The sequence below is a fragment of the Nakamurella leprariae genome (assembly GCF_016918035.1).
GTDB classification, from domain to species: domain Bacteria; phylum Actinomycetota; class Actinomycetes; order Mycobacteriales; family Nakamurellaceae; genus Nakamurella; species Nakamurella leprariae.
This window is the reverse complement of sequence record NZ_JAERWK010000025.1, coordinates 151,449-167,619: the sequence shown is the minus strand read 5'-3', so window position 1 is coordinate 167,619 and position 16,171 is coordinate 151,449. Positions and strand designations below refer to the sequence as shown.

Genomic DNA, 16,171 nt, shown 5'->3' with positions numbered 1-16,171 from the left:
CCGTCAGCGGCTGCCGACCAGTTCCGGGTCCGGCACGTCGGCGGTCCGGTCGTTCCGGCCGCCCTGCCCGTCCAGCTCGCGCTCCAGGGCCGCGCCCTCGACGTCCAGCACCGGCAGCCAGCCGAGCCAGCGCGGCAGCCACCAGGCCTTCTCCCCCAGCAGCGCCAGCGCGGCGGGCACCAGGATCATCCGCACCACGAACGCGTCGAACAGGATCCCGGCGGCCAGGGCGAACGCGATCGACTTGAGCGTGGCGTCGTCGGAGGCGGCGAACCCGGCGAAGACGCCGAACATGATGAGCGCCGCCGCCACGACGACGGGCGCCGCCTGCCGGAAGCCCTTGCGGATGGCAGCGACAGGAGCTTCGCCGTGCGAGTGCGCCTCGTGCATGCGGGAGACCAGGAACACCTGGTAGTCCATGGCCAGGCCGAACAGGATGCCGATGACCAGGATCGGGGTCAGGCTGATGAGCGGGCCGGTGCTGTCCAGCCCGACGAGATCGGCCAGCCAGCCCCACTGGAACACCGCGACGGTGGCCCCCAGCGATGCCCCGAGGGTCAGGATGAACCCGACCACACCGACGAGCGGGACCAGCAGCGACCGGAACACCAGCACCAGCAGGATGAACGCCAGGCCGACGACGAGCACCAGGTAGACCGGCAGCGCGTCGTTCACGGCACGGCTGACGTCGACGCTGACCGCGGTCTGCCCGGTGATGGACACCTGCGCGCCCGGGGTGTCGGCCAGGGCTGCGCGCAGGTCGGTGACCAGTGCCTGGGTCTCGGGGGTGCTCGGGCCGGAGCGCGGGATGACGGTCATCAGCGCGGCCGAGCCGTCGGCGTTCGGCACCGCGGGCGCGACCGCGGCCACGTCGGTCAGCGCGGCGATCCGCTCGGTCGACGATGCGGCCGCCTCGAGCGCATCCGTCGATCCTGAGCCCTCGAACAGCACGATGAGCGGTCCGTTGAAGCCCTCGCCGAACGCACCGGCGAGCAGCTGCTCGGCCTTCGCCTGGGTGCTGTCGGCGGCGGGCCGCTGGGCCAGTGTGGTCTGCATCGAGAAGAACGGCAGGCTGATGACGCCGAGGGTGACGATGGTCAGCAGCAGCGAGAGCACCCGGCGCCGGGTCACCGTGGTGACCCAGCCGGCCAGGAATCCGGGGCCGGCCGGTGCGGCGTGCCGGCCGTACTCGGCCCGGCCCCCGGACACGGTCGGGTCCTGCCGCTGGCGCTTGGGCAGGGCGCGCACGCCCATCAGGCTCAGCACGGCCGGGACCAGGGTGATCGCCACGGCGACCGCCACCACGATGGTGGCCGCGGCGGCCAGGCCCATCTGGGTCAGGAACGGGATGCCGACCACGGCCAGGCCGGCCAGCGCGATGACCACCGTGACGCCCGCGGTGACCACGGCCGACCCGGCCGTGCCGACGGCGGTGGCCACGGCCGCGGGCACGGCCGCGCCGCTGCGCAGCTCCTGCCGGAACCGGTTGACGATGAACAGCGCGTAGTCGATGCCGACGGCCAGACCGAGCATGCCGGCCAGCGCGGTCGTGGTGGAGGCCAGGTCGACGAAGCCGGTGGTGATGGTGATGCCGATGACGCCCAGACCGACGCCGACCCCCGCGGTGACCAGGGTCATCCCGGCCGCGACCAGCGATCCGTAGGTGATGGCCAGCACCAGCAGCGCGACGATGACGCCGACGACCTCGCCGATCGGCTCCAGCGGGACGCCGCCCGCCACGGCCTCGCCCGTCACCTCGACGGTGAGGCCGGTGGCCCGGGCGTCGTCCAACGCGGCGAGCAGGGCGTCCTGGTCGGTCGCCGTCACCTCGCCGACTCCGGCCAGGTAGGTGACCGTGCTCGACGCGGTGCGCAGGGTCGGGTCGATGGACGGAGAAGTCTGCGACAGCGGGTCGGTGGCCGAGGCGACGCCCGACAGCTCGTTCAGGGCGGCGACGAGGTCCGCGACCTCCGCGGCGTGGGCCGGGTCGGTGAGCGTCTGGCCGTCGGGGGCCTGGACGACCACGGTGGCCGATGCCCCGCCGCCCGCCCCGAACTCGGCGTTGATCCGCTCCAGGGCCTCGGTCGACTCCTGCCCGGGGATGGAGAACGAGTTCGAGGTGGTGCCGGCCAGGGTCAGCGCCCCGACACCGCCGCCGAGCAGCAGCACCACCCAGACCACCACCACCCACCACCGGCGCCGGTGCGCGAACGCTCCGAGCCGGGCCAACACGCGTGCCATCTCGTCATGCCTCCAGATCGTCGACGGAGGCGCTGGGACGACGGTGGCCGAGCGCATCGGAACAGGTGGTGATCAGTGACCGCCGCCAGGCGGTGGTCCGGGCCTCGTCGGGGGTGGCCAGGCTCAGGACGGCGAGCCCGGCCAGGGCCACGCTCAGCCGGACGTGCCGGTCGGCGGACGCGGCTGTGGAGGCGTCGTCGAACAGCCGGAAGACGACGTCGGTGGTCATCTCGATCGGCGCGTGGCCACCCAGCGGGGACTCGCCGCGCAGTGCGGGCAGCAGCATGACGGCGACCAGGCCGGGGTGGCCCAGCGCCGCGTCGACCAGCACGGCGACGACCTCGCGGTCCCGGTCCGGACCGGCCGGCAGGTCGCGGACCTGCTCGAGCAGCGCGTCACCCAGCTGGTCGAGGCGGTCGGACAGGGCCCGATGCAGCGCATCCTTGGACGAGAAATGGTGCAGCAGGCCGGCCTTGGAGAGCCCGACGGCGTCGGCGATGTCCTGGACCGACGTCTTCGCCTCGCCCTGCCGGGCCAGCACCGCGGCGGCGCGATCGAGGATCGAGTCGTCGATCTGCTGTCGGAAGCGGGTGGACACCCGGCCGACGGTAGCAGCGTGTCCGACCGATCTGGTCGGTCACGCGACCACTGTGGTCCACCGCGACCGAGCAGCCGCCGTCCCGGTCAGTCCGGAACGGCGGCCGCGGGAACCCCGGCGCGCGGTCAGCTGCGCGGCTGGACCAGGTCCGGGGTGCCGGTGGGGTCGACCGGGTCAGTGCCGTGGTGTCGGGCACCCAGCGGCTCGGCCCGCCGCCAGATGATCTGCGCCTGGAACACCATCATCAGCGCCACCATCAGCAGGATCTCGCCGAACCCACCCGAGTCGGAGATGTCGGCGAAGTACGCCACGGTGCCCAGGCCCACCTTGGCCAGCACCATCAGCACGAACAGCGAGATCGTGAACGTGGTCCCCTGACTCAGCACCCGGCCGCCCTCGTTCCACACCTTGGTGTGGTTGCCGCGCAGCAGGCCGACGATCACCGAGAGCCCCAGGCTCGCCACCAGGAAGCCGATCTCCCAGCCGGTGTCGGGCACGTGGTAGCCGCCGACCACCAGCCCGACGATGCCGTAGACGATCGCCAGCTTGAAGCGGGTGTCACCGACCACCTCGTGGCGCTGGGTCTGGCGGTAGATGGCGTAGCCGACCATCAGGACCAGGATGATGATTTCGTTCACGGACATCGGGGACTCCTCGCCGGTCGAGCTTCGTGCGTGGCATCAGTCCATCGCGCCGGGCGCCGCCGGCGACTGGCCGGAATGGACAGTTCTGACCTGGCCTCCGACCTGGCCGTGAGCGCCGGGTCGGGCATGATCGCACCGACGCCGACGGAGGAGGTACGCACGTGCTCTGGGCCCCGGAGGTGCTCGGAACGGTCGAGGAGTCGCTCGCCCGGGCCCGCGCCGCCCACCCGTCGGTGCTGTTGGTCGAGGGCGGGTCGGGCTTCGGCAAGACCAGCCTGCTGGCCGAGGTGCGGCGCCGGGCGTCCGAGTTCCGGGTCTTGGCCGCCACCGGCGCCGAGACCGATCGGCAGCCGTACGCGACGTTGACCGGACTGGGACTGACCGTGGACCGCACGGCCGACGGCCGGTTCACCGATCCCTTCGTCGCCGCCCAGCAGCTGCGGCACGTGCTGGACCGGTACGCCGACGGGCCCGTGCTGGTCGAGGTGGACGACCTGCAGTGGGCCGATCCGGAGACCGTGGCCACCCTGCAGCAGCTGACCGCCCGGGCCGACGGCGATCGGCTGTTGCTGGCGGTCGCGACCCGTCCGGACCCCGCACAGTGGCCGCGCTGGTCGTCGATGGCACCCGAGGCCCGGCGCGTCTCGTTGGCCGGGCTGGACTTCACCACTGCCGTCGCAGTGGCCCAGCAGGCCCACCCGGGCCTGGACAGCGCGGCGGTGCGGGCCCTGTGGGAGCACACCGCCGGGCACCCGCTCTACTTCACCGCGTTGCTGGCCGAGCACGACGACGACGCCCTGCGCCGCAGCCGGGTGCTGCCCGCCCCGGCGCAGTTCGCCGCGGTGGTGCGCGCGCGGGTGACCCGGTCCGGGCCGGAGGCCACGGCGCTGCTGCGTGCGGTGGCCGTGCTCGGCACCGGCTGGGTGGCGCTGGTCGACGCCGCGGAGGTCGCCGAACTCGAGGACTCCTTCGACCAGGATGCCGCCGGCGCAGCCGCGCAGGCCCTGGCGGACGAGGGACTGGTCCGGCTCCGTGAGGTCGACGGAGCGGTGGAGCTGACCCCGGACCACTCCCTGCTCCGCTCGGCCGTCCACCAGGACACTCCGCTGCCGGAACGTCGGCGGTTGCACCTGCGGGCGGCGGCGGTGGCGCCGTCGCCGCTCGGGGCGCTGGAGCATCGCGCCGCGGCGGCGACCCGGCACGACCCGGCCGTCGCCGATCAGCTCGCCACGGCGAGCTGGGCCGCGTTCCGGGCCGGCGCCAGCCGGGAGGGGGCGCGCCTGCTGCGCTGGTCCAGCTCGATGACCCCGGACCCGGGCCTGCGCGAGGACCGCCGGCTCGACGCGATCTATCTGGGGGTGATGGCGCGCGACTTCGCCACCGTACGCAGCGATCTCCCCTCGGTGACCGCCGCGGCGCCGGGTCCGCGACGCGCCGCCGTGCTCGGCGCGTACGCAGTGCTGACCAGCGCACTGGCCGAGGCGGTGGCCGTGCTGGAACCCGCGGTGGCCGCCTGGCCGGTCGACCCGGATGCCGACACCGGCACCGGATCCGCACCGTCCGACGGCGGCGTCGAACAGGCCGTGCGGTACCGGTTGCGGGCACTGCTGGCCTGGGCCCGGGTGGGCCGCGGCAACAGCCTGGAGTTCCTCGACGGGCTGGCCGAGGTAGCGGAGCAGGGGGTGCTGGACGCGCCACTGGCCGGGGTCATCGGGTTCGCCCAGGGCCTGACCCGGGTCCGGCAGCACGGCGCCGAGGCCGAACTCGACCGGCTGGCCGGCCTACCCCGCGACCCGGCGCACGTCCCGCTGCCGTTGACCTTCGTCCTCGGGTGGCGCGGCCTGCTGCAGCTGGTCCTCGGGCTGTTCGACGACGCACTGGCCGACCAGTTGGAGGTGCAACGACGCGTCCGGGCCGGCCTGGTCACCGACACCACGGCCGGCGGCATCGGTGCCTACCTGGCCACCTCGTACTGGTCGATCGGCGAGTGGGACCTGGCCCGGGTGCAGTTCCGGGTGGCCGCCGACCAGAGCCCCGCCCTCGCCGTGTCACCGCTCATCGGACTGTTCGGCCTGGAACCGGCCGGACGGGGCGAGACCGAGGTGGCCGACCAGTGGTGCCACCGCGCCGAGCTGGCCGCCGGTGACTGGGGCTGGCCGGAGACCCCGCAGAACCTGCTGATGGCCCGGGTGGTGCGGCTGCACACCCGCGGAACCGACGCCGAGCGGGCCGAACTCTGGCCGTGGACACAGCGACGGTGGCCGGCGCCCTCCCGGGGCATCGGGCTGATCGGTGCGCCGTGGCTGATGTACGCGTCACTGGCGGCGATCTGGGCGGGTCAGCTGGACGTCGCGGACGGGTTCGTGGAGCGGATGCGGACCGCCTCCCCGCGACCGGTGTGGGCGACCGGGATCGCGCAGTGGATCAACGGTCTGACCGCCGAGGCGCGCGGTGATCGGGCCGGCGCGCGGGCGCTGGTCGAGCAGGCCGGAGCCGCCGACGCACTGCCACCGATGCACCGACTGTGGGTGCTCACCGATGTGCTGCGGCTCCGGGCGGGTGCCGACGGGCCGGCCGGCGCGGCGCCGACGGACCGGCTCTCCCGCGAAGCGGCCGAGCTCCGGCGCCGGCTCGGCGCACCGGCACCGACCGGTACGCCGCCGTCGGCGGGGCCGCAACGAACCCCCGAGCGGCCCGACGCGACCACGAGAGCTCATGTGACTGAGCCGGTTGCGGCGGATCCCGCCCCGTCCGGCCGGTATCAGCTGTCGGACCGGGAGCGGGACGTGGTCACCCTGCTGTCGGCGGGCATGAGCTACCAGCAGATCGCCCAGGAGCTGTTCATCACCCGGAGCACCGTGGCGTTCCACCTGAGCCGGGTCTACGCCAAGGCCGGGGTCACCTCACGTCACGAGCTGACCGCGCTGCTGCGGTCCGACCCGGCTGCGTTCGGCCTGGCGGCGGCCGCGAGCTGAGGCCGGCGCCGGTGGTCAGCGGGGAGCAGTGTCAGGTCCACCGTCCGGCGGGCCGCCCAGCTCGCCGCCCGGCTCAGCCATGCGCAGCAGCACGTCCCGGGCCCGCGCGATCGCCACGTCGTCGACGGTGACGTCCCACTGCTGCGCCGCCGCCAGGCCGTCCGCCGCGTACCGCACCAGCAGGATCCGGTCGGCGTCCAGCCCGTCCGCGGCGAGCAGCTCCTGCCACCGATGACCGTCCTGCTCGAGCAGCTCCGCAACCCCGGGGACGTGCTGCAGCGCGGTCCAGACCCCGCTGACCTCGAACACGTCGCGGACCAGCTGGTCGTTGCTGCTCAACGCGCGGACGTAGGCGCGCAGCGCTTTGCCGGGCCGGTTCTCGGCGAGATCGACGCTGTGCCGCACGATCTCGTGCAACTGGGTCAGCGCGTCGGCCGCCACGGCCAGCAGCAGCGCGTCCCGGTTGGGGAAATGGTGCAGCAGTCCGCTCTTGGAGACCCCGGCCGCGACGGCGATGTCGCCGAGCGCCACGCCGGTGCCGCTCTCACGCAGCAGACCCCGGGCGGCGTCCAGGATGGCGCGGCGGGTGCGCTCCGGATTCCTGTTCTGGGTGTCCGACACGAGGCCATTCCATCACGGAACACGGTCGATCGGACCAATCGGTCGCTTCGACCGACCAAATGGTCGGTACAGTGGGCCTGTGCCCACGCTGCCTACCCCCGAGCCCTCCGCCCCCCGTGCCGGCCGCCGCGAGTGGGCGGCCCTGGCCGCCGTGACGTTGGCGGTGGTACTGCTGGCGGTGGACGGCACCGTGCTGGCGCTCGCGGTCCCGTCGCTGACGGCGTCGCTGTCGCCGTCGTCCACGCAGCTGCTGTGGATCGGTGACATCTACTCGTTCGCCCTGGCCGGTCTGCTGGTGACCATGGGCAACGTCGCCGACCGCATCGGGCGACGACGCCTGCTGCTGCTCGGCTCGGTCGGATTCGGGATCGCCTCGGCCATCGCCGCGTTCGCCCCGACGCCGGAACTGCTCATCGCCGCCCGGGCGCTGCTCGGCATCAGCGGAGCGACGATCATGCCGTCCACCCTGTCGATCATCCGCAATCTGTTCGCCGACGCGCGGCAGCGCACCCGGGCCATCGCCGTGTGGTCGGCCGGCGCGACCGCGGGCGCCGCAGCGGGGCCGCTGATCGGCGGGTTCCTGCTGGAGCACTTCTGGTGGGGGTCGGTCTTCCTGATCAACGTCCCGGTGGTGCTGGTGATCGTCGCGGCCGGGATCTTCCTGATCCCGGAATCGCGGAACCCCGATCCGGGCCGCATCGACCTGGTCAGCGTGGCGCTGTCGATGGCCGCGGTCATCCCGGTCGTGTGGTTCGTGAAACAGACGGCGTCCGACGGCGTCTCAGTGATCGGCGTGTTGGTCGGGCTGGTCGGGGTCATCTCGGGGGTGCTCTTCGCGCGCCGGCAGCGCCGGCTGGACCACCCGTTGCTGGACCTGACCCTGTTCCGGCAACGCGCGTTCTCCGGGGCGGTGGCCGCCAACGGTCTGGCCATCTTCGCGTTCGTGGGAATGATCTTCTTCTTCTCGCAGTACCTGCAGCTGGTGCGGGACCTGTCGCCGCTGCAGGCCGGGCTGGTGGAACTGCCGGCCACGCTGGCGTCGATCCTGGTGATCGGATTCGTCGGGATCATCGCGGTCAGACTGGGCCGGGGACCGGCCATCGGCGCCGGCCTGGCCGTGGCCGGGATCGGCCTGGCGGTGATCGCCGTCGGCGAAGCGGTGCCCGGGCTCGCCGTGATGATCGCCGGGCTGGTCGTGGTCGGCTTCGGCAGCGCCGTCGCCATGACCGTCTCGACCGACGCGGTGATGAGCGCCGTGCCCAAGGAGCGGGCCGGTGCGGCGTCCGCCATCTCGGAGACCGCCTACGAGCTCGGCGTGGCGCTCGGCATCGCCGTCATGGGGTCGATCCACGCCGCGGTGTACCGGCTGCGCCTGGACCTGCCCGCCGACGCCGACCCTGCGGTCGCCGCCGGGCTGCGCGACTCACTGGCCGCCGGTCGGCAGCTGGTCGGGTCCGACAGCGCCGGCGCCGAGCTGCTCGAACACGGCCGGCACGCGTTCACGGTCGCCCTGCAGGCCACCTCGGTGGCCGCCGCGGTCATCGTGCTGGTCGCCGCGTTCATCGCCTGGCGCACGATCCCGGCCGACCGGCCCACCGCCCCTGTCCAGCACTGAGCCCGGCCGCCGCGGGGGCTCACCCGAGCACCTCGGGCGCCGGGCCGGGCTCGCGTCCCAGCACGTGCTCGCCCAGGAACGACTCGACCACCTGGTACCAGAGCTTCGCGTGCTGCGGCGCGAGCACCCAGTGGTGCTCGGTCGGGAAGTACAGGAACCGGTGCGGGCTGGTCCCCTGGTCGTCGGCGGGCAGTCCCGACGCGGACAGCAGCTCGTACCAGAGGCGCAGCCCCTCCCCGATCGGCACCCGGTAGTCCTTGTCGCCGTGGATGACCAGCATCGGCGTGCGGATGTCGGCGACGGAGCGGTGCGGCGAGAAGTCGTGCGCCATCTCCGGGGTCATCTCGCGCTGCCAGTAGTACGACGCATCCGTGGTCGGCCCGAACTGGTCGAGTGCCCACAGGCTGGCGTGGGTCACCACGGCCCGGAACCGGTCGGTGTGACCGGCGACCCAGTTGGCCATGTAGCCGCCGAACGACCCGCCCATGGCCGCCGTCCGCTGCTCGTCGATGTCCGGCCGGGCGACCGCGGCGTCCGTCATCGCCATCAGGTCGGTGAACGGGGCCGCACCCCAGGCACCCCAGCCGCGCTGGACGAACGAGAGCCCGTACCCGGTCGACAGGGCCGGGTCCGGCAGCAGCACCGCGTACCCGCGAGCGACCAGCAGCCACGGGTTCCACCGCCACGACCAGGCGTTCCACGAGTTCAACGGGCCGCCGTGGATCCACAGCAGCAGCGGCGCCGGCTCGTCCGGACCGGCGCCGTCCGGCAGGGCCAGCCACGCGCGCAGCGGCGTCCCGTCCTCGGCCGTGGTCCTGACCTCGGTGAGCACACCCGGCACCTCGGGCGCGGGCGCCGGCGCCGGCAGCGCTGTGACGGTGCCGCGCGCGTCACCGGACAGCTCGATGCGGACGGGATGCGGCGGGGTGAGCCAGGAGGTGCGCAGCGCGTACACCGCTGAGCCGTCCGGCGCGACCTGCAGGTCGGTGAACGTGTCCCCGGTGTCGACCGCCGGCGTCAGCCGCTGGACGGCGGCCCCGTCCACCGACACGACGAACACCGGCCCGCGGCCGTCGTCGTCGGCCGTGACCAGCAGCGCGGAACCGTCGGGCAGCCACCGCAGCGCGGACGGCCACCGGTCCCAGCCGCCGGCCAGGTCGCGCACCGACCCGTCGGCCAGGTCGACGAGGTGGAGCGTCATGGTCGGCGCCCGGTGCGGCGCCGCGTCGGTCTCCCGGACGAACGCCGCGGTGCGGCCGTCGGGGGCGATGCACGGGAGCGCCACCTCGGCGGCGTCGTCCCGCACCACCGTCCGCGGCGGCGCGCCGCGCTCGAGCACCACCAGTTCCGCCCGCTGCACGCCCCGCGCGCCCGGCCGCCGGAACGTGCTCACCACCGTCCGTCCATCGGCACTGACGTCGAACTGCACTTCGCGGTAGGCGGCGCCGGCAGCGCCGGTCAGGTCGACCGGAGCCGGGACATCGTCGGCGCGTCCAGCGGTCTCAGCGGGGTCGGTGAGGTCGACGGCCATCAGGCGCGGCTCGTCCGGACCGAGATCCTCGGCCCAGAACCGCACCGGGTACCCGCGGTGCAGGATGGCCGACACCTTGCCGTCCCGGCGCAGCTTCCGGAGCCGCGCGTCGTCGGCGAGGTCGGTCGCGTTCGGCGACACCGATGCCCCGAACACCACCGTGTCGGCGCGCCGCGCGGGGTGGACCTGGTCGACGCCCCCGGGCGGCGCGACCAGCACCCTGGCCTCACCGGAGGCCGGGAGCAGCCAGAGCGCCACGGGCTGGTCACCGTCGTCGGGCTTGCGATCGGGATCCGGGCGGGTCGCGGTGAACAGGACGTCACCGGTGGCGGTGAAGCCGGCGTGACGCTCCCCCTCCGCGCCGCGGGTGAGCCGGCGGGACGGGCGCGACCCGGTCGGGTCGACCTCCCAGACCGCGTTGCGGTACCCGGTGCCGTCGGCGTCCAGCGTCGCCACGGTGGTGACCAGCCGGGACCCGTCCGGCGACAGCGCGAGGCCGGACAGCCGGGGCATGGCCACGTACGCGTCGAGGTCGGTGAACGGGGCGGCGGTCTGGGTCTCGGGGCTCTCGGTCACCCGACGGGTCTACCACCCGGCTCCGACAGCCCGCTCGGTGCGCCGCCGCGCGATCCGGCCGACCCAGGCCGGGACCACACCGTGTCCGCCGTCGCGACCGTTGGAGGCGTGGCGGGCACGACAACGCTGATCCCGATCCGGGCGGCGCGTTCCTGTCCTGGGGATGGCGAGTGCCGTTCCTGCTCAGCGCCATCATGGTGATGATCGGCCTGTACGTGCGGTTGCGGCTGGAGGAGACCCCGGTCTTCGCCCGCGCCGTGGCCCGCGGCCAGAAGGTGAGAGCACCGCTGGCCACCGTGTTCCGCACCAGTCGGCGGCCGCTCATCCTGGGCACCTTCGTCATGGTCGGCACCTACACGCTCTTCTCCCTCATGACGACCTGGATCCTGAGCTACGCGACTGGGGCGACAGACGCCGGTCTGCTGGGTTGGAAGTACTCCGACTTCTTGGTCCTGCAACTGGTCTCGGTCCTGTTCTTCGCCGCGGGGGGTGCCGGTCTCGGGCCGGCTGGCCGACCGCTTCGGGCGACGGTCCAGTGTTCGGTCTGACGTTCGGGTTCGCCCTGGACCGGGACACCGCCAACGAGGGCACCATGCTGCTCTTCCTGTCCATCGGCATGGCGCTGATGGGGCTGACGTTCGGGCCGATGAGTGCGGTGCTGCCGGAACTGTTCCCGAGCAACGTCCGCTCGACAGGATCCGGCATCTCGTACAACGCGGCCAGCATGCTGGGCGCGGCGATCGCGCCGTTCATCCCGGTGTGGCTGGTCCGGGAGTTCGGCGTGGCCTGGGTCGGCGTGTACCTGCTCATCGCCGCCGGGCTGACGCTGATCGCGGTGCGCGTGATGAAGGAGACGCGGAACCGGGACCTCGACTCGGTCTGATCGACGGCCGCGACCGGCGACGGTCGACCTGCGGTGCCCAGCGGCGCTGGTGCGAAGGACGTGTCGCGCCGACGCCGCTGTCGTGCTCGGCGTGCCGTGACGCCGAAGGTGCGGCGGGGATTGGCGGTTCACCGAACGGCACGATCGGGGCGTCGCAGGCGGCGGTGGCGCCGTCACCGATCCGCCGCCCTGGGGCCGCGCGTCCGCCTCGTCATGCCGGTGCTCGGTGCTCACCGGTTCCACCGGTGGTGCCGCTCCGACCCTGTTCGGCGGCCCTGTCAAGCACTGCACCGATGGCTGTGCACAGTGCTGGAAGGTGTCGCTCCGTCCGATCATCTGCCACTCGATCGGCGACTGTGATCACCGCCCGCAGATGCATACGATTCGAACATGCCTCTAATCCTGGACCTCGAGTCGCGACCGTCCGTCGCGTTGCTCGAGGAGCTCACCGCGGCCCCGCCGCGGGCGCTGGCATCCGGAGACCTGGTCGCCGCGATCCGGGCCAGCGAACGCATCCTTTCCTGGCTCACCGGCCTGCAGATGCGGCTGCTGGCCGAGTTCGCCCGACCCGGCCGCGCCGGCGACCTCAGTGACATGGTCGCCGACCTCACCGACAGTCCGTTCCCCACCGCCGTCACCGGACCCCACGGCATCGACGTCGACCTGCTCGCCGCCATGGTGGCCGACAAGGCCGCCGACCTGGCCGCCGCCGAAGTCGGCGCTGCCCTGCACCTGTCACCGCTGACCGCCCGCCGCCGCGTCGACCGCGCCGTGGAACTGGTCACCGAACTCCCCGAGACCCTCGCCGCCCTGGAACTCGGCCAGATCGACCGCGCCCGCGCCGCCGTCATCGCCGACACCACCAATGGCCTGAGCCCGGAACATCGCTCGATGGTCGAACAGCAGGTGCTGCCCACGGCGACCGATCGCACCCCCGGCCGGCTCCGCCCGATCGTCGACCGCGCCGCCCTGGCCATCGACCCCGAGCTGGCCGAACGGCGCCGCAAGACCGCCCGGATCGGACGGGAAGTCACCGTCACCCCCGCCGCCGACGGCATGGCCTACCTCCGGGCCCACCTGCCCGCCGAAGCCGCCGCCACCATCATGACCCTCCTCGACGTCCTGGCCACCGGCCCCGACACCCCGGCCACCACCGCCCAGGTGGGCGGCCCGCTGGTCAAGGACGCGCGCACCGTCGGCGCCCGCCGCGCCGACGCGCTCACCGACCTCTGCGACGCGCTGCTCACCACCGGCCACGTCGACCTCCGCGGACTGCTCGACGCCGAACCAGGCCCTGCGAGCGATCCCAAGCGGCACGGCCGCCGCCCGCACCTGATCATCACCCTGCCCCTGTCCGCGCTGGCCGGCCTCGACGCGCTGCCCGGGGAACTGGCCGGGCACGGCGCCATCACCGCCGAAGTCGCCCGCGCCCTCGCCGCCTCCGCCGCCTCCCTGACCACCGTCGCGATCGACCCGGCCACCGGCACCGCCACCAGCGTCGGCGACCACGTGCCGATCAAGTACCGGCCCGGGCAACGCCTCCGCGACCGGGTCCTCATCGCGCAGGACACCTGCCGGTTCCCCGGCTGCCGCCAACCCTCCCGCCGCTGCGACCTCGACCACGCCACCGAGTTCAACCACACCGACCCCACCGCCGGCGGCCCCACCAGCGAGCAGAACCTGATCCCGCTCTGCCGCCGCCACCACCGACTCAAGACCTTCACCGACTGGACCCCACACCCCGAGAGTGCCGACGGCACCAGCGGTTCCGTCGGTCTCGTCACCTGGACCAGCCCCACCGGCGCCACCTACCCCTCACCCGCCCGCGAATTCACCCTGCCCGGCGAACTCACCGACCCGACCCTCGGCCACCCCCACCCGATGACCGGGGCGCTCGATGACTGCCCGTTCTGATCAGCTCACGTCCCGGCGCCGGAACCCGGCCAGTCCCGCCACGAACAGCGCGACGGCGATCGCGGTCAACCACAGCACCGGCGCCCAGGTCGCCGGGTCGATAGGCACCGCGGGCACGTGCGCATACGGCGAGAGGTCGATGACCGCGGTCGGCAGTTGCAGCACCGGGCCCAGCTGGCCCAGCAGCAGCGCCAGGGCGACGGCCGCCCATGCGACTCCGGTGGCCCGCGGCAGCCAGCCGAACAGGGCCGCGGCCAGCCCACCGAGCAGCGCCGCGGCCGGGGCCTGGACCAGCGCGGCGGTGAGGCCGTCCCCGAAGCCGCCGGCCAGGTTCCCGCTCACCACCCCGTGGACGAGCCCGGTCACCACACCGGCCAGCACCAGGCACAGCACCGGTCCGACCAGCACGATCACCAGGTGCCCGCCCATCCACCGGGACCGCCCCACCGCGGTGGCCAGCACCGGTTCCAGCCGCCCGGTCGTCTCCTCGGTGCGCATCCGCATCGCCAGCGACACCGACAGCAGCCCTGCCAGGATGCCCAGGAAGCCGGCCATGGCCGACAGGAACGCGTCGCTGAGCATGCCCGTGCCGCCCAGCTGCTCCAGCGCCCGGGCCATCTGGGAATTGCCCTCCAGCAGATCGCCGACGTCGTCGGCCAGGAACCCGGTGACCGTGCCGAACACCACGAACCCGGCCATCCACCCCAGCAGCGGACCGCGCTGCAGCCGCACCGCCAGCGCGAACGGCGAGCGCAGACGCGGCGAGCCGGACGGTCCCGACCGGACCGGCCACCACCCGCTGCCCAGGTCCCGCCGCGCCAGCAGGGCCAGCGCCAGCATCGTCAGGGCCACCGCCGCGGCCACGAACAGCAGCAGCACGATCCCGTTGTCGGCCCCGTACGCCCCGACGTGCTCCACCCAGCCGATCGGGCTCAGCCAGGTCAACCACTCCGCCCCGGACGCCACGTCGCCGATGGCCCGCAGGATGAACGCCGACCCGAGCACGCCGCCGGAGATCGCCACCGCCGTCCGCGCACTGTCGACCAGTTGCGCGGCGACCGCCGCCACCGCGGCGAAGACCAGCCCCGAGCCCGCCAGCATCGCGCCGAAACACAGTGACCCCGCGGCGGTCTCCCCCAGGCCGATGCCGGCGATCGCGACCAGCACCCCGGTGCCCAGCGACGCTGCCGCCGTCACCGCCAGTGCGGCGACCATCGGGGCCGCGCGGCCCACCACGGTCGACGCCAGCAGTTCGGTCCGCCCCGCCTCCTCGTCCGCGCGGGTCCGGCGCACCACGGTGAAGACCGCCATGAGACCGACCAACGTGGCTCCGAGCACGCCGAGCCGCCACGCCGTCAAGCCACCCACCGAGGTGTCCGACACCGGGCCGGTCAGCACCAGCACCGCCGGCGTCGACGCCACACCGCGGGCCAGGGAGACCCGCTCCTGCTCGTCCGGGTACAGCGACGCGAACGCCGAGATGGTGCCGGCCACCGTGCCCGCCAGGCCGATCACCCACAGCGCCAGCGACCGTCGCTCCCGGCGCAGGTCCAGCCGGACCAGCTCCCACCAGCCGGTCAACGAGCCCGCCGGGGTGGCCGACCGGAGCGCCGTCCGGTCCGCGACGGCGGTCACCGCGCCGCCGCCCTGGTGCCGTAGTGCCGCAGGAACAGTTCCTCCAGGGTCGGCGGTTGCACGGTGAGGCTGCGGATCCCGGCACCGGCCAGCAGGCCCAGCACCTCGGTGAGGGCCGCGGTGTCGACCTGCATCCGGATCCTGGTGCGGTCGACCACGAGGTCGTGGACACCGACGGCCGACCGCACCGCCTCCGGCACCCGGTCCAGCTCGCCGACCACCGCGGTCCGGGTCAGGTGCCGCAGCTCGGTCAACGTGCCGGACTCCACCACCCGACCGGCGCGGATGATGCTGACCCGGTCGCACAGCGACTCCACTTCGGAGAGCACGTGCGAGGACAGCAGCACCGTCCGGCCGCGGGCCCGCTCCTGCCGGATGCAGTCCTGGAACGCGGCCTCCATCAGCGGGTCCAGGCCGCTGGTCGGCTCGTCGAGCACCAGGAGCTCGACGTCCGAGGCCAGCGCGGCGACGATGGCCACCTTCTGCCGTTTGCCCTTGGAATACGTGCGGCTTCGCCGGCGCGGGTCCAACTCGAACCGCTGCAGCAGTTCGGCGCGCCGGGCCGGGTCCACCCCGCCACGCAACCGGCCGAGCAGGTCGATCACCTCGCCACCGGTCAGGTTCGGCCACAGCGACACGTCGCCGGGCACGTACGCCAGCCGCCGGTGCAGCGCGACCGCGTCCCGCCACGGGTCGCCACCGAGCACCCGGGCGGTGCCGGCATCGGCGCGCATCAACCCGAGCAGCACCCGGATGGCGGTCGACTTCCCGGCGCCGTTCGGCCCGAGGAACCCGTGCACCTCACCGGTGCGGACGGTCAGGTCCAGGCCGTCCAGCGCGACCACGTCGCCGAACGTCTTGACCACGTCGCGGGTCTCGATCGCGGATGTCGCGGATGCGGTCGTCACGGCGCCTCCTGACCTGGGTGGATCGGCGCT

At 73.6% G+C, this 16,171-nt stretch carries 10 protein-coding genes and 1 pseudogene; 4 read left to right on the top strand and 7 right to left on the bottom strand.

What is annotated here, in order from left to right:
- Positions 1-3: 3 nt before the first annotated feature.
- The 3 genes from JL106_RS18645 to JL106_RS18635 form a co-directional block, all read right to left on the bottom strand.
- On the bottom strand, positions 4-2,241 hold the full coding sequence (locus JL106_RS18645) for an MMPL family transporter (protein ID WP_205262259.1): 2,238 nt from the start codon (positions 2,239-2,241) through the stop codon (positions 4-6).
- Positions 2,242-2,245: 4 nt separating this feature from the next.
- Positions 2,246-2,839, bottom strand: coding sequence for a TetR/AcrR family transcriptional regulator (locus tag JL106_RS18640; protein ID WP_205262258.1), 594 nt, complete (start codon positions 2,837-2,839; stop codon positions 2,246-2,248).
- A 125-nt stretch (positions 2,840-2,964) separates the two neighbouring features.
- Positions 2,965-3,483 carry a hypothetical protein gene (locus JL106_RS18635; RefSeq protein WP_205262257.1) on the bottom strand — a complete coding sequence of 173 codons (519 nt, stop codon included), beginning with the start codon at positions 3,481-3,483 and terminating at the stop codon, positions 2,965-2,967.
- Positions 3,484-3,644: 161 nt separating this feature from the next.
- On the opposite strand from JL106_RS18635, the gene JL106_RS22255 reads away from it, so the two are divergent.
- Complete coding sequence (locus JL106_RS22255; protein WP_205262256.1) at positions 3,645-6,458, top strand: helix-turn-helix transcriptional regulator; 2,814 nt, start codon at positions 3,645-3,647, stop codon at positions 6,456-6,458.
- 15 nt (positions 6,459-6,473) lie between these two features.
- Here JL106_RS22255 and JL106_RS18625 read toward each other — a convergent pair whose 3' ends face one another.
- On the bottom strand, positions 6,474-7,079 hold the full coding sequence (locus JL106_RS18625; protein ID WP_205262255.1) for a TetR/AcrR family transcriptional regulator: 606 nt from the start codon (positions 7,077-7,079) through the stop codon (positions 6,474-6,476).
- A 79-nt stretch (positions 7,080-7,158) separates the two neighbouring features.
- On the opposite strand from JL106_RS18625, the gene JL106_RS18620 reads away from it, so the two are divergent.
- Positions 7,159-8,694: an MFS transporter gene (locus tag JL106_RS18620; protein ID WP_328842584.1), complete on the top strand. Its 1,536-nt coding sequence runs from the start codon at positions 7,159-7,161 to the stop codon at positions 8,692-8,694.
- Between the two features lie 19 nt (positions 8,695-8,713).
- On the opposite strand, the gene JL106_RS22250 is transcribed toward JL106_RS18620, so the two are convergent.
- Positions 8,714-10,801: a S9 family peptidase gene (locus JL106_RS22250; RefSeq protein ID WP_328842583.1), complete on the bottom strand. Its 2,088-nt coding sequence runs from the start codon at positions 10,799-10,801 to the stop codon at positions 8,714-8,716.
- 116 nt (positions 10,802-10,917) lie between these two features.
- Between JL106_RS22250 and JL106_RS22625 the strand changes: the two are divergent.
- Positions 10,918-11,684, top strand: a pseudogene (locus JL106_RS22625) (MFS transporter); the annotation flags it as partial.
- 390 nt (positions 11,685-12,074) lie between these two features.
- Positions 12,075-13,598, top strand: a complete 1,524-nt coding sequence (locus tag JL106_RS18600) for an HNH endonuclease signature motif containing protein (RefSeq protein ID WP_205262251.1) — start codon at positions 12,075-12,077, stop codon at positions 13,596-13,598.
- On the opposite strand, the gene JL106_RS18595 is transcribed toward JL106_RS18600, so the two are convergent.
- Together JL106_RS18595 and JL106_RS18590 are read right to left on the bottom strand one after the other, a co-directional pair.
- Complete coding sequence (locus tag JL106_RS18595; protein WP_205262250.1) at positions 13,599-15,233, bottom strand: ABC transporter permease; 1,635 nt, start codon at positions 15,231-15,233, stop codon at positions 13,599-13,601.
- Positions 15,230-16,141, bottom strand: coding sequence for an ABC transporter ATP-binding protein (locus JL106_RS18590; RefSeq protein ID WP_205262249.1), 912 nt, complete (start codon positions 16,139-16,141; stop codon positions 15,230-15,232). The genes JL106_RS18595 and JL106_RS18590 overlap by 4 nt, the downstream gene beginning before the upstream one ends.
- Positions 16,142-16,171: the final 30 nt, after the last annotated feature.